Origin of the sequence: Caballeronia concitans (assembly GCF_001544615.1) — a bacterium.
GTDB lineage: Bacteria > Pseudomonadota > Gammaproteobacteria > Burkholderiales > Burkholderiaceae > Caballeronia > Caballeronia concitans.
Window position 1 is genome coordinate 802014 of the sequence record NZ_FCNV02000001.1, and the last position, 22196, is coordinate 824209.

Genomic DNA, 22196 nt, shown 5'->3' on the forward strand with positions numbered 1-22196 from the left:
GAGCGATGGCCCTTTTCGAAACGCATACGGACGCGAGCCGCACGTACCAATCCGGCTTCGCCAACGATTTCGCCACCGAAGCGCTGCCGGGCGCGTTGCCGCTCGGTCGCAATTCGCCGCAGCGCGCGGCGTACGGCCTGTACGCCGAGCAGCTTTCCGGCACCGCGTTCACCGCGCCGCGCGCGCATAACCGTCGGTCGTGGCTGTATCGCATTCGGCCTTCGGCGGTGCACAAGCCGTTCACGCGCATGACCGGCGAGAAGCTGCGCGCAAAGCTAGTCGCGAATTTCGCCGATACGCCCGCGACGCCGCCGAACCAGTTGCGCTGGGACCCGCTGCCGATGCCCGCCGAGCCGGCCGATTTCATCGACGGCTGGGTGACGATGGCCGGCAACGGCGCGGCGGAATCGATGTCGGGCTGCGCGATTCATCTGTACGCCGCGAACCGATCGATGCAGGACCGCTTCTTCTACGATTCCGATGGCGAACTGCTGATCGTGCCGCAGCAAGGTCGGCTGTCGATTGCCACCGAGATGGGCAAGCTGGATGTCGCGCCGTTCGAGATCGCGGTCATTCCGCGCGGCGTGCGCTTTTCCGTGGCGCTGCCGGACGGCGAAGCGCGCGGCTATATCTGCGAGAACTTCGGCGCGCTGCTGCAACTGCCGGATCTCGGGCCGATCGGCTCGAACGGCCTGGCGAATCCGCGCGATTTCCTCACCCCGCACGCCGCTTATGAGGATCGCGAAGGCCGGTTCGAACTGGTGACGAAGCTGAACGGCGCGTTGTGGCGCGCGGATATCGGCCATTCGCCGCTCGATGTCGTCGCGTGGCACGGCAACTACGCGCCGTACAAGTACGATCTGCGCCACTTCAACACCATCGGTTCGATCAGCTACGACCATCCTGATCCGTCGATCTTTCTCGTGCTGCAATCCCCGAGCGATACGCCGGGCGTCGATTCGATCGACTTCGTGATCTTCCCGCCGCGCTGGCTCGCTGCCGAGGACACGTTCCGCCCGCCGTGGTTTCACCGGAACGTGGCGAGCGAGTTCATGGGCCTCGTGCACGGCGTGTACGACGCGAAGGCCGAAGGCTTCCTGCCCGGCGGCGCGAGCCTGCACAACTGCATGTCGGGCCACGGGCCGGACGCGGAGACGTTCGAGAAGGCATCGAAGAGCGATACGTCGAAGCCCGCGAAAGTCGGCGACACGCTCGCGTTCATGTTCGAAACGCGCACGCTCATCAAGCCGACGCAGTTCGCGCTCGAAACCGCGCAACTGCAGGCCAACTATTACGAATGCTGGCAAGGCCTCACGAAACACTTCAATCCGGAGCAACGATGAACGACGCGCTGAAGGCGACGCTCGCCCCCACGCTCAAGAGCTGGATCGATTCCGCGAACGATCCGGCGAGCGACTTTCCGATTCAGAACCTGCCGTTCGGCGTGTTCAGCGATGCCGTCGATGAACGTCCGCGCGCGGGCGTGGCGATCGGCGACTGGATCGCCGATCTGGCCGCGCTGGAAGACGCCGGCCTCATCGATGCGCACGGCACCTTCGCCGCGCCGCGCCTGAACGACTTCATCGCGCTCGGACGCGACGCGTGGCGCGCGGTGCGTATCGCGCTTTCCGGATTGCTCGCGAAAGACACGCCGACGTTGCGCGACGATGCCATTCTGCGCCGACGCGCGCTCGTGCCGCGCAAGGACGCGACGATGCACTTGCCCGTCGAGATTCCCGGCTACACGGACTTCTACTCGTCGAAGGAACATGCGACGAACGTCGGCTCCATGTTCCGCGATCCGAAGAACGCGCTGCTGCCGAACTGGTCGGAGCTGCCGGTCGGCTATAACGGACGCGCGTCGTCGGTGGTGGTGAGCGGCACGCCGGTGCGTCGTCCGAACGGACAGATCAAGCTGCCGAACGAGGATCGGCCGGTTTTCAGCGCGTGCCGCAAGCTGGATATCGAGCTGGAGACGGGCTTCATCGTCGGGCGCGGCAATGCGCTCGGCGAGCCGATTCCGTGCGAGGAAGCCGAGTCGCATATCTTCGGCATGGTGCTGCTGAACGACTGGAGCGCGCGCGACATCCAGCAATGGGAATACGTGCCGCTCGGCCCGTTCAATTCGAAGGGTTTCGCGACGACCATTTCGCCGTGGATCGTCACGCTCGATGCGCTCGAACCGTTCCGCACCGCGACGCCCGCGCAGGACCCGGAGCCCCTGCCGTATCTGCGTCATACGGGCGATCATGCGTTCGATATCGCGCTGCAAGTGGACTTGCGCGCGGAAGGCGCATCGAAACCGACGACGATTTCGCGCACCAACTTCAGCCTGATGTACTGGTCGATGGCGCAGCAGCTCGCGCATCACACGGTGGGCGGCTGCAACACGCGCGTCGGCGATCTGATGGGCTCCGGCACGATCAGCGGACCGACGCCGGATTCGTGCGGCAGTCTGCTGGAGAGCACGTGGAACGGGCAGCGTCCGATCAAGCTGGAAGAGGGCGGCGAGCGCGCGTTTCTTCAGGACGGCGATGAGATCACGCTGCGCGGTTGGTGCCAGGGGGAAGGGTATCGCGTGGGGTTCGGGGAGTGCGTCGGGCAGATCGTGCCGGCGCGGGGGTGAGGCGCAGCGTTAGCGTTCAGTCGTCGGCGGCATGTGTTCGACCGATGCCTCCGGCGACGCGCCGCTCGCACCAGACGGCCACGAGAAACAACGCCGCCGCTGCGGCCAGCACGCCGATCAACGCATCGGCTCCGATTCGCCGCATCAGCATCCCCGCGACGATAGGCCCGCCGAAGCTCGCCGCGCTCCACGATGCGCCGACGATCGCCGTCGCCGACACCAGCATCGCGCCGCGAAAGCGCTCGCCGCACGCGACGATCGACAGCGTATAGATGCTGCCCGCCGCCGCGCCGATCACGAAAAGAAGCGGCCAGCACAGCCACGGATACGCGACCGCCCACGGCAGCATTGGCAGCAGCGCGACCACCACCACGCCCGCGCCCGCATGCACCTTCGCGCGCCCGACGCGATCCGCGAGCCAGCCGATGGGAAACTGCATCGTCGTGTCGCCGAGCAGGATCGCCGATGCAAACAGCACGCCGACTTTCGCGCTCACGCCATGCGACATCGCGAAGAGCGGCATCAGTGAAAGCGCGAGCGTGTCGAAGAGCGCGAAGAATCCCGTGCCGACCACGAGCGCCGGCATGCGCGGCAGCACGCGCCGCCAGTCGCCATGCGCGCCGTCGCCATCGCCCGAGGATTCGAGCGCATGCGGCGACACGCGGATCGTCGCGAGCGCGGGCAGCGCCAGCAGAAAGATCGCGCCGCAGACGGCGAAGCGCATCGATTGCCAGCCGCCGATCACGCTCACGAGCACCGGCCCGGCCATCTGGAACAACGTGAAGTTGGTCGCGTAGATCGCGACGACGCGGCCGCGCGTCGAAGCGTCGGCGAGTTGCGTGACCCACGCTTCGCCGATGGTGAACAGCAGCATCAGCGCCGCGCCGCACAGGAAGCGCAGCACGGCCCACAGCCACAAGTCGATGGAAAACTGCATCGCGATGGTCGCGAGCGCGGCGACGATCACGGTGCCGACGATCGTCTCGCGTGCCCCGGCGCGCGCCGCGATCCGGCTCGCGAACGGCGCGATGACGAGCCCGCCGCCCGCCTGCATCGCCGTCATCAGGCCGACGATGTCGGTGCCGCGGCCCGCCTGCGTGAGCGCGAGCGCGGTGAGCGGCAGCGTCGCGCCCAATCCTAATCCGACGACCGCGACGCTCAGGATCAGCGCCAGAAAATCACGCGAGAGAACGGCCTTCATTCCCGAACGATGCCACGCGACGCGAAAATCAGGCCGCCTGCCCGATGGAAAGCCGGCGCGCGCGCTTGTCGAGCGTCGCCGAGAGCAGCGTGAGCGCGAGCGCGCCGCACGCCATCGACACGCCGACCCCCGGCAGCGACGTGAGCGGCGCACCGGCGCTGATCGCGCAGCCGCCGAGCCACGCGCCGGTCGCGTTGCCGAGGTTGAACGCGCCCTGATTGAGCGTCGAGGCGAGGTTCGGCGCATCGCTCGCGCGGTTCACGATCAGAATCTGCAGCGGCGGCACGATCGCGAACGCGAGCACGCCCCACAGGAAAATGGTGACCATCGCGGAAACGGGCTCGTGCATCGTCGCGGCGAAAATCGTGAGAATCACGACGATCGACGCCAGGAACGACAGCAGCGAGCGCAACAGCTTCCAGTCCGCGAGCTTGCCGCCGAGCGTGCTGCCGACCGTCAGCCCGAGGCCGAACAGCAGCACGTACGTGACCGCGTGCGGCGAAAAGCCCGTGACGTCCTCGAGAATCGGCGTGATATACGTGAACACCGAAAAGAGACTCGCCGACGCCAGCACGCTGATGCCGAGCACCATCAGCACTTGCGGGTTCTTGAGCACGTCGAATTCGCGCAGGATGCTGGTTTCTCGCATCTCGATATGCTTCGGCAGGCACACGGCGAGCGCGCCGGCCGCCGCAATGCCGATCAGCGTGACGACCCAGAAGGTCGCGCGCCATCCGGCCGCCTGGCCGAGCGCGGTGCCGAGCGGCACGCCGAGCACGTTCGCGAGCGTGAGACCGGTGAACATCAGCGCGATGGCCTGCGCGCGGCGGTTCGGCGCGACGAGATCGGCGGCGACCACCGAGCCGATGCCGAAGAACGCGCCGTGACAGAACGCCGTGACGATGCGCGCGCCCATCAGCACCCAGTAATTCGGCGCGAGCGCGCACAGCAGATTGCCGACGATGAACACGCCGATCAGCCCCATCAGCGCTTTCTTGCGCGGCATTTTCGCGGTGACGACGGCGAGAATCGGCGCGCCGACGGTCACGCCCAGCGCGTAGCCGGAGACGAGCATGCCGGCGGCGGGAATCGATACCGCGAGATCGCGCGCGACGTTGGGCAGAAGGCCCATGATGACGAATTCGGTCGTGCCGATGCCGAACGCGGCAATCGCAAGAGCTAGGAGAGGCAAGGGCATGGCGGGCGGCGGGCAGAGTGGCGCGTCGGCGAATTCGGACGCAACGAAGGCTCGAATTCTACCGAAAGGTCAATTTTGATGCTGGTAGAAACCCTGACGTCCGCCCGTCCGGACAATGCCGGATGATGAGCGGACTTTTTTGACTTCGACGCCCGCCGCGCATGATTTTCATTGCGCCGGAGCGCGCCATGCGGCGGGCGTTTCGCATCGGGCGCCCGCGCGCGCGGATCATTGCGCGGCGCGGGTGTTGGAAAAACACAGCAATCACTGAACAGACATGTCTTCAATCACAAGTCGTCTGCGCGCGGGAATCGCGTGCGCCGTGCTTTTCGCCAGTTGCCTGCACAACGCCCACGCGCAAAGCGACGCGTCCGGCCCCATCGCCACGAAAGCGGGGACGGTGTATTTCCTGCGCGACGAATCCGGCTTTGCCGCGATGCTCGGCACGCAGGCTTTCGACCGTTTCGATGCGCGCCGCCTCGCCCATTTCGACGAAGCCGACGCCAACGGCGCGCTCACGCGCTCGCTGATGCAAACCGATGTAGGCCCCGTGCTCTACGACTTCCGCCGCAATCCGCCGCTCGTGCAGCGGTCGGGCAAGCGCATGACGGTGCAGCGCGTGTTCTGGCAAGGCGATGAAGTCGTGATGCAGACAACGCTCGGCTGGTACAAGCTCGAACGCGGCGCGCTCTCGAAGCTGCAGGCATCGACGAAGACGTATCACTGAGCGAAGTTCGACCGCTCAAACGCGCACACCGAACACGCGTTCGCCCGCGACCACGTACACCGCTTCGCGCGCGCGGCGCACGTCCTCGTTGACTTCGAAGCCGCCGGTGAACGCGCCGAACGCCGGCAGCACGCCCGCGCGCGCGCCGAAGCGAAAGCACGGCAGCCGCACGCTCTCGATGCGCGTCGCGAGCCGATACACCGGATGCTCGTGGCCGGCGAGCGCGTAGGCGTCGTCGACGGTTTGCGGATGATGGCAAAGCGCCCACGGCCCCAGCCGATACGGCTCCTTCACCAGTTCTACGCCGAAGCGCGCCGGCAACTCGCCCGCGTGCCGGTCGTGATTGCCTTCCACGAGCACGAGCCGCAGCGCGGCGCGCCTGTCGCGCCAGGCATCGAGTGCGGCGAGGGTTTCATCGGCGTGGGATTCGCGCGCGTGCAGCAAGTCGCCGAGAAAGACGACCGACTCGGGCCGATGCGTCGCGATCAGCGCATCGAGGCGCGCGAGGTTTTCGCCGGTCGCGCCGGCCGGCACCGGAATGCCGCGCGCGCGAAACACGGCGTCCTTGCCGAAGTGGGCATCGGCGATGAAAAGCGCTTTTTCCAGCGGATCGAACGCCGCGCGTTCCGCCGAAAGCAGCAGCGCGCGGCCGTTCACGTCGATTGTCAGTGCTTCTACTGCCATCGTCAGGAGTTGGGTTGCAGATGCAGGCCCGGCGCCGCGCGCAGCGTTTCGCCGAGCACCTTGCCCATCGCCGCGCCGCATTCCTGCGCGTGCCGCACGGTGGAGAAGCACGCGTCGCCTTCGGCGCGGATTTCGTAGGTCGGGATGGTCTTGACGCTGGTGCCGGAGGGTCTTCCGTAGGCGGCCGGGAATCGGGTGATCGACACGTCGGCCAGTTCGAGCGTCCAAGTGTAGCTGACGGGCAGTCCGTTCACCGAGCCGGACCCTGCCGGCACGAGGCGGATGAGATGGCTCGGCCGCAATTCCAGCAGCTTGCCGCCAGCCGGACGGCTCGTTGCCGTCCCGGTGATATCGAGGAATTGCGCGGGAATCGGCGCGAGCGCGTCTTGCACGGCCGCGGCCATTCCCGTCGTGTACGCCTGAATTTCATCGTGCACGCGCGGGTCGGCCAGCGCTTTGCTATCCACGACGATGAGCATCTTGCCCGGCGGCGTCGCCGATGCTTCTTCGAACGGATGCTGATCCAGTACGCGCGGATCGCTGGCGCAGGCGGCGGATGCGGCGGCGAGGAACGCAAGTGCGAGGACGGTTCGTGTTTTCATGCTGGAGTGGGTTGGGTCGTGATGGATGCGCTCGCGCGTTGGCGCGCGAAACGCGCAGCAGCGTAGCCGCGCATTCGACCGGAAGTCTTTCGATGGAATGTGAAACTGGCCGCTTACATGCCCGCCGCTTTCTCCAGATCCGCGAGCATGCGCTCGACGCGGTCCGACAGCTTCTCCGTGCTCACCTTCTCCCGCAGCCGCGCGACGATCAGCGGAAACGCGAACGGCGTCGGCTTCTTCGGATGCGTGAACGCGAGCCGGCTTTCGCTCATGCGCACGAGGGCATCGCGCAGACGACGCATTTCCAACTCTTGCAGCATCACTTCCTGATCGGCCTGGGCGAGCAGCAGATTGTCTCGATCGTGCTTGCGGAACACTTCGTAGAAAAGCCCGCTCGACGCCTGCAACTGGCGCGCGCTTTTCTGCTGCCCCGGATGACCCTGATAGATGAGCCCCGACACGCGCGCGATCTCGCGAAAGCGCCGCGCCGACAATTCCGATGCGTTCAGGCTCGCGAGAATGTCGTGCTCCAGATTCTCGGGCGAGAAGAGGCCGTCGGCGATCAGCGTTTCCCAGTCGAACGGCTTGGCCGACAGCAGCTCGAAGCCGTAATCGTTCATCGAAATGGAAAACGTGCTCGGCTGATCGCGCGCCACGCGCCAGCCGATCAGCGATCCCAGCCCGATATGCGCCATGCGTCCCGCGAACGGATAGCAGAAAAAATGATGCCCTTCGCGCGAACGCACCGCCTCGACGACCAGCACGCCCGGCCCCGGCAGCGCGGACCACTTCGCCTGCAAATCGAGCAGCGGCCTGACGGCCTGCATTTCGGGCTCGTCGTAGATGCCGTCGTTCGCGCGCGCGAGCATCACGAGCGCCGCTTCCGCCAGTTCGGACGACAGCGGCATCTTGCTGCCCGCCCATTGCGGCATCGCGCCGCGCGATGAGGTCGCGCGCTTCACGTAAGCGGTCATGTCCCGCACGCGCACGAGTTCGAGCGCGCGGCCGCCGAACGTGAAGACATCGCCGGGCTTCAGGCGCGAGATGAACGATTCCTCCATCGCGCCGATGCGTCCGCCGGTCATGTATGAGACGTTGATGGTCGCATTGGCGACGATCGTCCCGACGTTGTTCCGATGCCGTCGCACGAGGTCTTCGCGCGGCACGCGATACACGCCGTCATCGCCCGCGACGACGCGGTGATAGTCCGGATACGCCGAAAGCGACGCGCCGCCGCGCTCCACGAACGCGAGCGCCCAGTCGAATTCCGCCTGCGTCAGATCGCGATACGCGTACGCCGTGCGCACTTCGCCGAGCATGTCGGAGGCCGTGAAGCCGCCGCCGATCGCCACCGTCACGAGATGCTGCACGAGCACGTCGAGCGGCTTGAGCGGCATGTCGCGCCCTTCGATGCGATGCTCTTCGATGGCCCAGCGCGCCGCTGCCGCTTCGACGAGTTCGAGCGCGTGCGTCGGCACGATCGTCACGCGCGACACGCGGCCCGGCGCGTGGCCGGATCGTCCGGCGCGCTGCATCAGACGCGCGACGCCCTTCGGCGAGCCGATCTGGAACACGCGGTCCACCGGCAGAAAATCGACGCCGAGATCGAGACTCGACGTACACACCACCGCCTTCAGTTGCCCGTTCTTCAGCCCGAGTTCGACCCAGTCGCGCACTTCCTTGTCGAGCGAGCCGTGATGCAGCGCGATCAATCCCGCCCATTCGGGACGCAGATCGAGCAGCGCGCGATACCAGATTTCCGACTGCGAGCGCGTGTTCGTGAAGACGAGCGAGCTTTGCGCGTGCTCGATCTCATCGGCGACCGGCCCGACCTGACGCACGCCGAGATGCCCGCCCCACGGAAAGCGCTCGATGGTGTCGGGAATCAGCGTATCGACGACGAGCGTCTTCGGCTGCGCGCCGCGCACGACGACACGCGGCGTCGCCACGGAATGCAAGAGCGCGTCGTGCGCGAGCGCGAGATTGCCGAGCGTCGCGGACAAGCCCCAGACCTGCAATTCGGGACGCCAGCGCGAAAGGCGTGCGAGCGCCAGTTGCGTCTGCGTGCCGCGCTTGTTGCCGAGCAGCTCGTGCCATTCGTCGATGACGACGAGCCGCACATGCGATAGCTCCTCGCGAGCGTTGGCGCGCGTGAGCATCAGCGTGAGGCTTTCGGGCGTCGTGACGAGCGCGGACGGCATGCGGCGGTTTTGCCGTGCGCGTTCCGTCGACGATGTATCGCCGGTGCGCAAGCCGACGGTCCACGGCACGGACAGCGCGGTGACGGCGGTTTGCAGCGCGCGGGCGGTATCGGCGGCGAGCGCGCGCATCGGCGTGATCCAGAGGACGGTCAGCGGCGCGGGGAGCGGGGCTTTGTCCGCGTTTGCTTCGGCTTCGGCGGTTCGCTTGCCGCGCTTCGGCTTCGGCGGTCCGGCGAATGCGGCCAGCGCGCCGAGCCAGATCGCCCACGTCTTGCCCGCGCCGGTCGTCGCGTGAAGGAGGCCGCTTGCGCCGCGTTCGACTTCGCGCCAGACATCGCGCTGAAACGGAAACGGCTGCCAGCCGCGTTCGCCGAACCATCGCGCGATGCGATCGGGCATCGGCTTCGCGGCTTCGATCGGGTCGTAGACGAAAGGCGCGGGCTTGAACAGCTCGGCGGCGGCATCGAGTTTCGCTTGCGCGGCCTGCGTGCGCGGGACGCGGCGCGGGCGGGGCGCGCGGCGTCGTGCGCGGTTCGCGATGTCGTGCGCGCTGGCTTCGTCGGCTTCGCTGGCTTCGTCCGAGGCGCTCATGCCGTCGCCTCGTTGAGAAATCCTTTGAGCAGATCGAGCGTGTCCGCATCTTCTATCGACTTGTCCGTGCGCCAGCGCAGCATGCGCGGAAAGCGCACCGCGATGCCCGACTTGTGCCGCGGACTCGCCTGAATGCCCTCGAACCCGATCTCGAAGACGAGCGTCGGCGTGAGGCTGCGCACCGGCCCGAACTTTTCGACGGTCGTCTTGCGCACGATGGCATCGACCTTGCGCATTTCTTCGTCGGTGAGCCCGGAGTAAGCCTTCGCGAACGGGACGAGCGTGCGTACGCCATCGGCTTCGTCCCAGACGGCGAACGTGAAATCCGTGTAGAGGCTCGCGCGCCGTCCGTGGCCGGGCTGCGCGTAGAGCAGGACGGCATCGACGGAATACGGATCGATCTTCCACTTCCACCACGTGCCCGACGCCTTCGTGCGGCCGACGCCGTACATCGACGCGCGCTCCTTCAGCATCAACCCTTCGACACCGCGCGCGCGGCTTTCCTCGCGCAACGCGGCGAGCACCGCCCAGTCCGATGCCTCGACCACCGGCGACACGCGCAGCAGATCGACGGCAAGATCGCTCGCGAGCGCATCGAGCATCGCGCGGCGCGCATGCAGCGGCTCGGTGCGCAGATCGCGGCCATCCGCTTCGAGCAGATCGTAGGCGAGCAGCGCGGCGGGGGAATCGGCGAGCACCTTCTTCGTCAGCGACTTGCGCGTGATGCGCGGCTGAAGGCGCGCGAACGGCAACGGCATGGTCGCGCCCGGTTCCCACGCGAGAATCTCGCCGTCGATCACGGTGCCGTCCGGCAGCGCCGCGCCCAGCGACGCGAGTTCCGGAAAGCGCTCCGTCAGCAGGTCCTCGCCGCGCGACCAGATCCACACGCGGCCGCCGCGCTTGACCAGTTGCGCGCGAATGCCGTCCCACTTCCATTCGGCGATCCAGTCGGAGGGCGCGCCGAGCGTCGCCGGATCGGCCTGCAACTGATGCGAGAGAAAGAACGGATACGGCAAGCCGATATCGCTTTCGTGCGGCGTGTCGACGTCATCGCCTTCGGCAGCGGGCGCGACGAGCCGCAGATAGCGCGCGGCGCTCGGCGCCTGCCGCGAATCGGTCCAGCCGACCATGCGTTGCGCGATGCGCTTGTGATCGACGCCCGCCACTTCCGCGAGCGCGCGCACCACCAGTTGCCGCGCGACGCCCACCCGAAAGCCGCCGCCGATCAGCTTCGTGAGCAGAAACCGCTCGCTCCAGTTCAGCTCGTTCCAGTAGCCGAGGAGCCGCTCGCGCAACTCGTCCGGATTTGCGCCGCGCAGTGTCAGCACGCGATCCTCGATCCATTGCGCGAGTCCCAGTTCCGACTCGCGTTCGGGCGGCGGCAGCACATGCGCGATGGTTTCGGCGAGATCGCCGACCGCCTGATACGACTCCTCGAAAAGCCACTCCGGCAAGCCCGCGCGCTCGCGGGCGAATTCGATCATGAGGCGCGTCGGCACCGACTGGCGCGGCTTGCCGCCCGCGAGGAAATACGACGCCCACGCCGCGTCTTCCGGTTCCGCGCCCGAAAAATACGTGATCAGCGCTTCGAGCTTTTCGTTGGTCGATGTCGTCGCGTCGAGCGCGGCATAGAGCGTCGCGAAGCGTCTCATGGCGATGGCGTCTCCACGGTCGGCTCGCTTGCAGCCGTGTCGGCTACGGCATCGGCTTCGATCGCGTCGTCGCCGTATTCGGTTTTGAACGCGCCCGCATCGAGGCCCTGTTCGCAGAGCCATCGCACCATCGAATCGATCTGGCCGTGCGTGACGATCACGCGTTCCGCGCCCGTCGCGCCGATCGCCAGTTGCAGGCCCGGCCAGTCCGCGTGATCCGACAGCACGAAGCCGCGATCCACACCCTTGCGGCGCCGCGTACCGCGCAGGCGCATCCAGCCGGAGGCGAAGGCGTCGCTGTAATCGCCGAAGCGGCGCATCCACGTGCTGCCTTGCGCCGAGGGCGGCGCGACGATCAGCGCGCCCTTGAACGCGGCCTTGTCGCGCGCGGCGATCTCGCTCACGAGACGCGTGTCCGGCAGCGCGACGCCCGCCTCGCGATACGCGCGATTGAGCGGTTCCACCGCGCCGTGGCAGAAGATCGGCCCGATGCCCGCGTCGATGCCCGCGAGCAGACGCTGCGCCTTGCCGAATGAATAGCAGAAGAGTACCGACGCGCGGCCCTGGCTCGCGTTGTGCCGCCACCACGAATCGATGCCGTCGAACACGGCGTGCGACGGCTCCCATCGATAGATCGGCAGGCCGAACGTCGATTCGGTGATGAAGGTATCGCAGCGCACGGGTTCGAACGGCGCGCAGGTCGGATCGGGCTCGACCTTGTAATCGCCCGATGCGACCCACACGCGCCCGCCGTGCTCCACGCGCACTTGCGCCGAGCCGAGCACATGCCCCGCCGGATGCAGCGAGACGCGCACGCCGTTCACGTCGATGGTTTCGCCGTAAGGCAAACCCTGCACGTCGATGCCCGGCAGCCGCGACAGCAGCACGCTCACGCCGGCTTCGGCCGCGAGATAGCGCGCATGACCGAAGCGCGCGTGATCCGCGTGCGCGTGCGTGATGACCGCGCGCTCGACGGGCCGCCACGGATCGATATAAAAGCCGCCCGGCGGGCAATACAAGCCTTCGGGACGCGCGACGATGAGATCGGAAGAAATGTCCACGGGTCGTCGTGCTCGCTGTGTTGCCTGCACGTTGCTCCTCGAAGTGTCCAATTGAGGCAACAAAGCACGTCACATGCCCGTCATGCCGCTTTCACGAAGAGCGGCTACGGTGTAAAAGTTTGTTTTATCGATGTGCTAATGGATGCGCATCGTGTCGCGCGGTTCAGTTGATCTGAAGCGCGCCGTTATACGGTATTTCTGGTGCTGAACATGGACACGATGGTTGCGCCGACCGCAGCGGAAGCGGTCTGGATCGTCAGGCTGAGAAGTCACCCGCAGTACGACTTCGTGCGTCTGAAGCGGGTATTCGCCAATGCCGGTTCGCGCCATCAGGTTGTGCTCGTCGACGTGAGGAAGCTGCTGCAATGCGCCGACCGCGACGACACCGATTACGTGCTCAAGGCCGTCGATGATTGGCACGCGGGCAAGGTCCGCGGCATCCGCGAGTTTCTCGATCCCGACAATCCGCGCGTGCCGGAGATGCCGTACGTGACCATTACCGCGCGGCGCTCGGGCGGGCTGCTGGGACTATTGGGCGTGCATCGGGAGGGGGTCGTCGCGTTTCGCAACGGGCAGCATCGCGCGCGATATCTGGCGCACGCGGGCGCGCTGTGCATGCCGGTGGAAGTGCACGAGCGCGAAGCCGATCTGCTGCGCGCGATGTGCGCCGCGCCCGGCGAGTCGAGCGCGGAATACGGCGAAATCTGACGCGGCTCGTGCGGCTCGTGCGGGTCACGAGTGCGGCCCGAAGCGAGCCGCACGCGCGCGTCAGTGCGTCCTCACCGCGCCGGCAACGGCGCCGCCATTGGCAGCGGCGGGCTGAAAGCCGGTCGGCGGCTGGCGGAAGATCTCGTCCGGCTTGCTCGTGCCGGTGTTGATCTCCTTGGTGAGCTTTTCCAGCGCATAGTCGATGAAAAAGCGCGTCTTCGCGGGCAAATACTGGCGCCCCGGATAGACGATCGACAGCTTCATCTCCGGATCGTCGACGGAATACTCGGGCAAAAGACGCACGAGGGTGCCGTCGTTGAGATCGTTCGCCACGATGCCTTCGGGCAACACCGAAAAGCCCATGCCGCGCAGGGTCGCGAGCCGGACCATCAGCGCGCTGTTGACCGAGTAGACCGGTGTCAGCGTCACCTGTTCCGATGGTCCGTGTCGATGTCGGAAGTGCCACGATGAACTGCGTATGTCGTTCGGCAGCCCGACGGACGGCATGGTTTGCAAGTCGGACGGCGCGGCGGGCATGCCGTATTCGGCCACGAACTCGGGCGTCGCGACCGGTATCAGCGGATTCACGCCGATGGGCCGCTCGACGAGCGCCGTGCTCGTCACCATGAACGCGGCGACGATGCCGACGTCGTAACCGTCTTCGACAAGATCGACGTGACGTTCGGCCAGGGTTAGACGCACGTTCACCTTCGGATACAGCTTGCGGAAACCGTCGATGAGCGGCGTCAGCGTGAGCAGCGACAATGCGCTCGACGCCACCACGCGCAGCGTGCCGCTCGGTTCCCCTTCAGTATGCGTGACTGCCGATTCGAGGTGATCCAGTTCTTCGAGTAAAGCGCGGCAGCCTTCCAAATAACGCGTGCCGGCTTCAGTCAAAGAGAGATTGCGAGTCGTCCTGTTAATCAACCGGGTTCTAAGGTGCGCTTCGAGCATCGCAATTGCGCGCGTGACAAGCGCATTTGAAACGTCGAGTTGCTGTGCGGCACGCCGAAAACTCTCCGTGTCCGCGACGCGAACAAAGACGCGCATTGCATGAATTTGATTCATTGTGTTGCCCTCTCAGGTTGTGCCGCGTTGAAGTGGGTGCTGCACGGCCCCGGGTGGAACGCCCACTTTTTGAGATGCTTACACGCATAATATTGACGCCTTGAAGATTTTGCAATATCAGAATAACAAATCATCAACGTGTGGGAATAGTTGCCGAATGGGGTTGGTGTATCACCTTAAACGGCTCTTATAAGTGTCTTGTTCTCGTGAGAGGTAGAGATGTAGTTAAATTTTCCGCCTTGACGCAGCAAATTGCATGACTGAGAGCGTTTTCTCAATGCTTAACGTCAGATCAAAGCGCTCGTTCGATTAATGGTTAATCCGCTTAATTAGACGCCCCTGGTTCTTCGAATTAGTGGCGTAAAATGCTATTGCTTTACCACGGACGATAAGTGCTATATCGGCGGTGAACAAAAATGATTCCAAGGTGCTGAGTAGGAGGTGGCTCACTAGCATTTCAGCGCGACCGTTAATGCGCGCCATAATGGGGAATCGATAGGGTTTTCACGATGCTTTGGCATCTGGCTCGCGGCACAGCCAGAAATAGCACTATTTGACAGCCTGGCATTAGGCTTCTTTATCGGACCGCTGAAGTTCGGGCCAATTCAACTCGGCGGTGTTTGCGGCACGCTCATCGTCGCGCCGCTTCTCGGGCAAAGCGGCGCGCGCGTATCGCCGGATCTGAAAAACATCGCGCTCGCGCTTTTCATTTTCGCCCTCGGCTTCACCGGCGAACCGCTCCCGGCTCGCGCAGCGCGAATCCGGCGTTCGGCGGCGGGCTGGTATGAAGGTTCGATCCTGCTCCTTGCGCCATAATCGGCGGGCGAACAAGGAGGCTCTTCATGGCGAACACCGTATCCACCGTTCATCTGCCGGACGGCGAAGCGATTCCGAAGCTAGGTCAAGGCACATGGGAAATGGGCGAGCGCCCGAGCGCGCGAAAGGCGGAGATCGCCGCGCTGCGTGAAGGCGTCGAGCTGGGGATGACGCTCATCGATACCGCCGAGATGTACGGCGACGGCAAGAGCGAGCAGCTCATCGCGGAGGCGCTCGGCGATGTGCGCGACGACATTTTCATCGTCAGCAAGGTGTATCCGCACAACGGCAGCGAGCGCGGCGTGCAGGCCGCATGCGAGCGCAGCCTGAAGCGGCTGGCGACCGATCGCATCGATCTGTATCTGTTGCACTGGCGCGGCGGCGAGGACTTGCAGGGCGTGGTCGCGGGCTTCGAAAAGCTGAAACGCGACGGCAAGATTCGCCATTGGGGCGTCAGCAATTTCGATACGGACGACATGGAAGAACTCTTCGCGCTCGATGGCGGCGATGCCTGCGCGACCGACCAGATTCTGTACAACGTCGCGCGGCGCGGCTCCGAGTTCGATTTGCTGCCGTGGCTGCGCGAACATCGGCTGCCCGCGATGGCGTACAGCCCCGTCGATCACGCGCGTCTGCCGCGCGGCGGCGCGCTGGAAGCAATCGCGTCGGCGCGCGGCGTGTCGGCGTTTCAGGTGGCGCTCGCGTGGGTGCTCCAGCAGCCCGGCGTCTTCGCGATACCGAAGGCCGCGGACGTCGCCCACGTGCGGGAGAATCGCGCGGCGCTGGACATCCGATTGTCGGCGGAAGAACTGGCCGATATCGATCAGCAGTTCAAGCCGCCGACCAGAAAGCGCGGGCTGGAGATGCTCTAAGCGCCGGCGCCGCTCACGAGCACGCGTGATGCGCGTGCACGGAGCCGAGCACCGCGACTTCCGCCGGCGTGCGGCGCAGATCGGCTTCGTTGACCTGCTTGGCGTCGGCCAGGAAGTCATCGACGATGGACGATACCTGCGTGTTCGTCAGGCACAGCGAAACGCGCTTCGTGTCGGCATCCGCCAGCGACGCGCGCTGCGACAGGAACAGCACCCCGTATTGATATCCGCGCACGATGCCGCGCACCGCGCCCACGCATTGGCCCTGCGCGGCGTTGTCGCTCTTCTGGCCGCATTGCTGCGCGAGCGACCACGCGGAGAAGGACGGATCGGATGCGCCGGGCGCGGGCTTCGGCGTCGACTGTGCGTGGGCAGCGACGGCGGCGCAAAGCGTGAGCGAAGCGGCAAGTGAAGCGGCGAGCGAGAGAGCGAGTTTCATCGGGTGCGTCCTCATTGTTGTGGTTCCGATGAGAGGCGCGCGCGCTTCTTTGGTTCCGGCATGCGTCGTTTCAGGCAAGCTAAGCCGCCGTTTCCTGCGATTGCAGCGCGCGCAGTTCATCGACGGGAATGTGGCAATGAATCGCGTGGCCGTTGCCTGCGTCGCGGCAGGGCGGCGCTTCCCGCTCGCAGATGTCGCCGATCTTGCGCGGGCATCGCGTATGGAACACGCAGCCCGAAGGCGGATTCGCCGCGCTCGGCAAGTCGCCCGACAGGCGGATGCGCGCGCTCGCCGCGTGCGCTTCGTCGAGCGACGGCGCCGACGAGAGCAACGCTTCGGTGTACGGATGCTGCGGGCCGTCGAAGACATCGGCGGCGCGGCCGATCTCCATGATGCGCCCGAGATACAGCACCGCGATGCGATCCGACAGATAGCGCACCACGTTCAGGTCGTGCGAGATGAACACGTAGCTCACGCATCGCTCGCGCTGGAGATCGGCGAGCAGATTGAGGATCGCGGCCTGCACGGACACATCGAGCGCGGACGTCGGTTCGTCGCAGACGACGACGCGCGGATCGCCCGCGAACGCCCGGGCAATCGCCACGCGCTGCTTCAGTCCGCCCGACAGCTGCCGCGTGCGCGAGCCGAGATAGCGCTCCGGCAAGCGCACGGCTTCGGTCAGCGCATGCAGGCGCGCTTCCTTCGCCTCACCGCGCAGCGCCGCGAGCTTCGAGAGCGACCGCGCGATCAGCCGCCGCACCGAATGCGCGCGGTTCAGCGCCGAATCGGGATTCTGAAACACGATCTGCAGCGACTTCACCTGCTCGCCGCTGCGCCGTGTGACGCGCTCGGGCAGATTCTTGCCGTCGAGTTCGAGCGTCGCGCCCTTGTCCGGCTCGACGAGGCCGAGCAGCAGCTTCGCGAGCGTGGTCTTGCCGCTGCCCGATTCGCCGACCAGCCCGAGCGTTTCGCCCTGCACGAGATCGAGCGAGACATCGTGCACGGCGCGCACGTCTTCGTCGCCGACCCGGAACGTTTTCGAGAGATTGCGCGCGGACAACGCGAACGCCGGATCGTCGCCGCCGCATTCGACGGGCGCGGGCGCTTCGGCCGTCGATCGCGGCAAGCTGTGCGCGCGCTCGTGATAATGGCAGCGCGCCATCTGGTCGCCATTGAGCGACGCCACGCGATACGGCGGCGGCGCGTCCTTCACGCATCGCTCGTCGGCGAGCTTGCAGCGCGGCGCGAAGATGCAGCCCTGCGCCACCGATCCCGGCAGCGGCAGCGAACCCGGAATCGTGTCGAGACGGCCGTGCGCCTTGCTGCGGCCGCGCGTCGGCAGGCAGCGCAGCAGGCCGACCGTGTACGGATGACGCGGCTTCGCGAAGACATCGGCGGTCGCGCCTTCTTCCACGAGCTTGCCCGCGTACAGCACGCCGACGCGGTCGCACATGCGCCCGATCACCGCGAGGTTGTGGCTGATGAAGAGCACCGCCGTGCCCGTCTCCGCGCGCAACTGCGCGATCAGATCGAGCACTTCGGCTTCGACGGTGGCGTCGAGGCCGGTCGTCGGTTCGTCGAGAATCAGCAATTCGGGATTGCACGCGAGCGCCATCGCGATGACCACGCGCTGCTGCATGCCGCCCGACAACTGATGCGGATAGCTGTCCATCACCCGTTCCGGCGACGCGATCCGCACGCGGCGCAGCATGTCGGCGGTGCGGGAGAGCGCTTCGTCCGCCGATACGCCCGCCGCTTCGAACGCTTCGGACACCTGCCGCGCGATGGTCAGCGACGGATTCAGCGCGCGGCCGGGGTCCTGATAGACCATCGATACGGCGTTCGCGCGCAGGTCGCGCAGCGCGTCGGCGGGAAGCGCGGCGACATCGCGGCCGCCGATCGTGATGCGGCCCGCCTTCACGCGTCCGTTGCGCGGCAGGTAGCGCAGCATCGCGAGCGCCGCCGTCGATTTGCCGCAGCCCGATTCGCCGACGAGCCCGTACGTTTCGCCGCGCCGCACGCGCAACGTGACGTCCTGCAGCACTTCGCGCTCGGACCCGCGCGAGCGGTACGCGACGGTCAGGCCGACGACCGCGAGCGCGTCGGCCTGATCGCCCTTGGCCGCGCCGAACGCGGGAAATGCGGATGGCGGCGGTCCGTTCATCGGTCGAGCACTCCCTGAACGGCATCCGCGACGAGATTGACGGCGACCACCAGCGACGCGATCGCGGCGGCGTCGAACACGACGGTCCACCACGCGCCGCCCGCCATCAGCGTATAGCTTTCGGACAACGCGAGGCCCCAGTCGGCGGACGGCGGCTGGATGCCGAAGCCCAGAAAGGAGAGCGTCGCGACCGCGAAGATCGCGTAGCCGAGCCGCACCGTCGCCTCGACGACGATCGGCGGCAGCACGTTCGGCAAGATCTCCGCGAACATGATGTAGAACGCGTTCTCGCCGCGAAGCTGCGCCGCGAGCACGTAATCGAGATGGCGCTCGCCGAGCACGGCAGCGCGCACGGTGCGCGCGGTGATCGGCGCGAAGGTCAGGCCGATCACGAGAATCACGGTCGCGTTGCTCGCGCCGACCGCCGCGAGCGCGAGCAGCGCGACGATCACGAGCGGCAGCGCGAGCAGCGCATCGGTGATCCGGCCGATGACCGCATCGACCCAGCCGCCGAAATAGCCGACGATCAAGCCGATCGCCGTGCCCGACGCCGTGCCGATGAGCGTCGCGAGCGGCGCGATGGTGAGAATGTCGCGCGAGCCGACGATCACGCGCGCGAAGACATCGCGGCCGAGCTGGTCCGTGCCGAACCAGTGATCGGCGGAAGGCGGCGAGAGCGAGTTGAGCGGGTCGGACGCGTACGGATCGACCGGCACGAGCCAGTGGCCGAAGAGCGCGCACGCCACCCAGAACAGCAGGATCAGCACGCCGAAGTCGAACGTGCCGGATCGCAGGAGCGCGCCGAGCGCTTCGAAGCGGCGCGGTTTCGGGGCGGAAGCGGTCGCGGTGCTCATCGCGAACCTCCGGTTCGGAGCCGCGGATTGAGCACGACATAGAGCGCATCGGCAATCAGGTTCGCCGCCGTGTAGATCACGCCGATGGTCAGCACGCCCGCTTCGAGCATCGGAAAATCCTTGGCCTTCGCGGCGTTGTAGATGAGCGAGCCGATGCCCTGATAGTGGAACAGCGTCTCCACGACGACGAGCCCGCCGATCATGTAGCCGAGCTGCGTCGCGGCGACGGTCACCGTCGGCAGGAGCGCGTTGCGCAGCACATGACGGAAGATCACGACGCGGCGCGGCAAGCCCTTGAGGATGGCGGTGCGCGTGTAGTCGGCGTCGAGCGCTTCGACGGTGCCGGCGCGCGCCATTCGCGCGATATAGCCGAAGAACACGAAGACGAGCGGCAGCACCGGCAGGATCAGATGTTCGAACTGCACGAGCACGCTGGCGTTCGCGGGCGCGGTGGCTTCGATCGGCAGCCATTGCAGCCACACGCCGAAGATCAGGATCAGCACGATCGACGACACGAATTCCGGCACGACCGTCGCCGTCAGTCCGCCGATGCTGATGACGCGATCGACGAAGCGCCCCGCGTGCAGCGCCGCATACACGCCGCCCGCGATGCCGAGCGGCACGACCACCACGAACGCGAGCGCGCCGAGCTTCGCCGAATTCCATAGCGCGCCGCCGATGAACGGCGCGACCGGCGCGCGGAATGCGTAGGACTCGCCCATGTCGCCGCGCACGAAATGCGTGATCCAGCCGATGTATTGCGTGAAAAGCGGCCTGTCCACGCCGAGCTGATGATTGAGCGCCGCGACGGCGCGCGCATCCGCGAGCGGGCCGAGGATCGCGCGGCCGACATCGCCGGGAAGCAGCTGGCCGCCCGCGAAGACGATCATCGAAAGAAGCCACAGCGTGACGAGCGCGAGCAGCACCCGCACGCCGACAAAGCGCGCGATGCGTTTGAGTTTGGCGAAGTCGGCGACGTGCGCCGTCGGCGTGATCGTGCTCATTTACGCCCTCATTTATGCCGATACCGTCGCGCGGTCGAACCACATCTGCGAGATCGCGTTGAAGCGCACGCCGGAGACGTTCGAGCGCGTGACGATCAACTGGTCGTAGAAGTACGGAATGACGACGGGCGTTTCATCGAGCAGAAGGCGCTGGATTTGCCCGGAGAGTTTCTTTTGCGAAGCGACATCGAGCGCCGCGACGAAGTCCGCGACGAGCTTGTCGTACTGCGGATTCTTGAAGTGCGCCGCGTTCCACGTGCCGCTGCTCGTGAGCGGCGCGTTGAGGAACACGTTCGGCACGCCGCGATGCCCGTAATCCGTGATGCCGAGCGGCGAATCCAGCCAGTCCGACTTGCCGAACGTGCCCGAGCCGTAATACAGGTCCTGGCTTTCCACCTTCAGCGTGATGCGAATGCCGATCGCCTTCGCCGCGTTCTGCACGACGACCGCGAGATCGGGAATCTCCATGTACTTTTCGGTGGTGAGCGTGACATCGAACCCGTTCGCGACGCCCGCTTCGCTCATCAACTGCTTGGCCTTCGCGATGTCGATTTTCCGCTGCGGCACGGAGAGATCGCTCGACGGAAACACGGGCGCGAACGGACTGTCGTTGCCGACGACCGCGCGCCCGCGAAACAGCCCCTTCACGATGACTTCGCGATTGATCGAGAGCGCGAGCGCCTGACGCACGCGCTTGTCCTTGAACGCGCCGGTGTCGCATCGCATGTGAATCTGCCGATGCGAACTCGACTTCGCGCCCAGCACCTTGAACTGCGGATTCGACAGCAGCGAGACGCCGCCCTGCACGGTGAAGTCGCCCATCACGTCGGCCTGGCGGCCCTGCATCGCGAGAAGCTGCGCCTGATGGTCCGCGTAGAACGAAAAGTTGACGCGATCGGGCAGCGCCTTGTCGCCCCAGTAGTCCGGATTGCGCACGAACGACGCGCCAACCTTCGGCGTGTACTTTTCGAGCTTGAACGCGCCCGTGCCCATGAACGACTTCTCGTACGAGCCGCTGAAGGTCGCGGGCAGGATCACCGCGTTGTAGTTGTCGGACGAAACGTAGTAGGGGAAATTGCCGTTCGGCGCATCCAGATGGAATTCGACGGTGTGATCGTCGGTGGCTTTCGCCGAATCTTTCGACAGCACGCCCTTCAGCACCGAGAGCGCCGCCGATCCCGCGCCCGGATCGGCGAGGCGGTTGAAGGTCGCGGCGACGTCTTTGGCGGTCATCGGCTGGCCGTCGTGGAATTTCACGTTCGGGCGCAGCTTGAACGTCCAGACATCGCCCTTTGCATTCGACGACCACGACAGCGCGAGCGCCGGCCGCAGCGTGAGCGTTTCGCTGTCGTCGTCGATCAGAAATTCGCCGGTCTGGTTGATGAGCACGAGCCCGGCGGCGTCCGTGACGGTGAGCGGATCGACCGCACCGGCCGGCGTCATGTGAGCGACGCGGATGGTGCCGCCCGGCTTGCCCGCGCCTTGTGCGCGCGCCGCCGGCATGCCGAAGAGGCCGCCCGCCGAAAGCGCGATGCCGAGCACGCCCGCATGCCGCAGCAGTTCGCGGCGTGTGAGCCGGCCGGCCTTGAATTCGTCGATCGCGTGATTGCCGAGTTCGCCCGCGTGCGTGCGCGCGAGGTCGATGTGATGCGCGTCGGTCGATTTCTTTGTCATCGTTGTCGTTCCGTGTAGTAGTTGTCCGGCGTTGTCGTCAGGCAAGGCCCCGCG

The 22196-nt window shown here is 66.1% G+C and carries 18 protein-coding genes and 1 pseudogene; 6 read left to right on the top strand and 13 right to left on the bottom strand.

Features of this window, described 5'->3' with window-relative positions; all coding sequences use genetic code 11:
* Positions 1–5: 5 nt before the first annotated feature.
* Together hmgA and fahA are read left to right on the top strand one after the other, a co-directional pair.
* Positions 6–1343, top strand: coding sequence for a homogentisate 1,2-dioxygenase (hmgA, locus tag AWB72_RS03745; protein ID WP_040051700.1), 1338 nt, complete (start codon positions 6–8; stop codon positions 1341–1343).
* The gene (fahA, locus tag AWB72_RS03750; RefSeq protein WP_040051701.1) at positions 1340–2626 is read left to right on the top strand and encodes a fumarylacetoacetase; all 1287 of its coding nucleotides are present in this window, start codon (positions 1340–1342) and stop codon (positions 2624–2626) included. The genes hmgA and fahA overlap by 4 nt, the downstream gene beginning before the upstream one ends.
* Before the next feature lie 16 nt (positions 2627–2642).
* Here the strand turns inward: fahA and AWB72_RS03755 are convergent, their stop codons facing one another.
* Complete coding sequence (locus tag AWB72_RS03755; protein ID WP_040051702.1) at positions 2643–3827, bottom strand: MFS transporter; 1185 nt, start codon at positions 3825–3827, stop codon at positions 2643–2645.
* Between the two features lie 28 nt (positions 3828–3855).
* Positions 3856–5025 (bottom strand): MFS transporter, encoded by a 1170-nt coding sequence (locus tag AWB72_RS03760; protein ID WP_087127870.1) that lies wholly within the window; start codon positions 5023–5025, stop codon positions 3856–3858.
* Between the two features lie 277 nt (positions 5026–5302).
* On the opposite strand from AWB72_RS03760, the gene AWB72_RS03765 reads away from it, so the two are divergent.
* Entirely contained in the window at positions 5303–5752 is a 450-nt protein-coding gene (locus AWB72_RS03765; RefSeq protein ID WP_052450005.1) for a hypothetical protein, read from the top strand.
* A 15-nt stretch (positions 5753–5767) separates the two neighbouring features.
* Here the strand turns inward: AWB72_RS03765 and pdeM are convergent, their stop codons facing one another.
* From pdeM to AWB72_RS03790, 5 genes are all read right to left on the bottom strand, one after another.
* A complete protein-coding gene (gene pdeM / locus AWB72_RS03770) occupies positions 5768–6436 on the bottom strand; it encodes a ligase-associated DNA damage response endonuclease PdeM (RefSeq protein WP_040051704.1) in 669 nt (222 codons plus the stop codon).
* A gap of 2 nt (positions 6437–6438) precedes the next feature.
* Positions 6439–7038, bottom strand: a complete 600-nt coding sequence (locus tag AWB72_RS03775; protein ID WP_087127872.1) for a hypothetical protein — start codon at positions 7036–7038, stop codon at positions 6439–6441.
* Between the two features lie 113 nt (positions 7039–7151).
* Positions 7152–9830 carry a ligase-associated DNA damage response DEXH box helicase gene (locus AWB72_RS03780; RefSeq protein ID WP_040051706.1) on the bottom strand — a complete coding sequence of 893 codons (2679 nt, stop codon included), beginning with the start codon at positions 9828–9830 and terminating at the stop codon, positions 7152–7154.
* Entirely contained in the window at positions 9827–11482 is a 1656-nt protein-coding gene (locus tag AWB72_RS03785; protein WP_040051707.1) for an ATP-dependent DNA ligase, read from the bottom strand. Before AWB72_RS03785 ends, AWB72_RS03780 begins: the two co-directional genes overlap by 4 nt.
* The gene (locus AWB72_RS03790; protein ID WP_040051708.1) at positions 11479–12543 is read right to left on the bottom strand and encodes a ligase-associated DNA damage response exonuclease; all 1065 of its coding nucleotides are present in this window, start codon (positions 12541–12543) and stop codon (positions 11479–11481) included. Before AWB72_RS03790 ends, AWB72_RS03785 begins: the two co-directional genes overlap by 4 nt.
* 210 nt (positions 12544–12753) lie before the next feature.
* Between AWB72_RS03790 and AWB72_RS03795 the strand changes: the two genes are divergently transcribed.
* Positions 12754–13251 carry a plasmid fertility inhibition factor family protein gene (locus AWB72_RS03795; protein WP_040051709.1) on the top strand — a complete coding sequence of 166 codons (498 nt, stop codon included), beginning with the start codon at positions 12754–12756 and terminating at the stop codon, positions 13249–13251.
* Between the two features lie 60 nt (positions 13252–13311).
* Here AWB72_RS03795 and AWB72_RS03800 read toward each other — a convergent pair whose 3' ends face one another.
* Positions 13312–14319, bottom strand: coding sequence for a LysR family transcriptional regulator (locus AWB72_RS03800; protein WP_084593004.1), 1008 nt, complete (start codon positions 14317–14319; stop codon positions 13312–13314).
* 495 nt (positions 14320–14814) lie between these two features.
* Here AWB72_RS03800 and AWB72_RS03805 point away from each other — a divergent pair.
* Positions 14815–15057 (top strand): annotated as a pseudogene (locus AWB72_RS03805) (aspartate-alanine antiporter-like transporter); the annotation flags it as partial.
* A gap of 104 nt (positions 15058–15161) precedes the next feature.
* Positions 15162–16007 (top strand): aldo/keto reductase, encoded by an 846-nt coding sequence (locus AWB72_RS03810; RefSeq protein WP_040051711.1) that lies wholly within the window; start codon positions 15162–15164, stop codon positions 16005–16007.
* A 13-nt stretch (positions 16008–16020) separates the two neighbouring features.
* On the opposite strand, the gene AWB72_RS03815 is transcribed toward AWB72_RS03810, so the two are convergent.
* The 5 genes from AWB72_RS03815 to AWB72_RS03835 all read right to left on the bottom strand — a co-directional run bounded on the left by AWB72_RS03815 (position 16021) and on the right by AWB72_RS03835 (position 22142).
* A complete protein-coding gene (locus AWB72_RS03815) occupies positions 16021–16446 on the bottom strand; it encodes a hypothetical protein (RefSeq protein WP_040051712.1) in 426 nt (141 codons plus the stop codon).
* Between the two features lie 79 nt (positions 16447–16525).
* Entirely contained in the window at positions 16526–18610 is a 2085-nt protein-coding gene (locus AWB72_RS03820; protein ID WP_040051713.1) for an ABC transporter ATP-binding protein, read from the bottom strand.
* Positions 18607–19464: an ABC transporter permease gene (locus AWB72_RS03825; protein ID WP_040051714.1), complete on the bottom strand. Its 858-nt coding sequence runs from the start codon at positions 19462–19464 to the stop codon at positions 18607–18609. The genes AWB72_RS03820 and AWB72_RS03825 overlap by 4 nt, the downstream gene beginning before the upstream one ends.
* Entirely contained in the window at positions 19461–20468 is a 1008-nt protein-coding gene (locus AWB72_RS03830; protein ID WP_040051715.1) for an ABC transporter permease, read from the bottom strand. The genes AWB72_RS03825 and AWB72_RS03830 overlap by 4 nt, the downstream gene beginning before the upstream one ends.
* A 12-nt stretch (positions 20469–20480) precedes the next feature.
* Positions 20481–22142, bottom strand: a complete 1662-nt coding sequence (locus tag AWB72_RS03835; RefSeq protein ID WP_040051716.1) for an ABC transporter substrate-binding protein — start codon at positions 22140–22142, stop codon at positions 20481–20483.
* Positions 22143–22196: the final 54 nt, after the last annotated feature.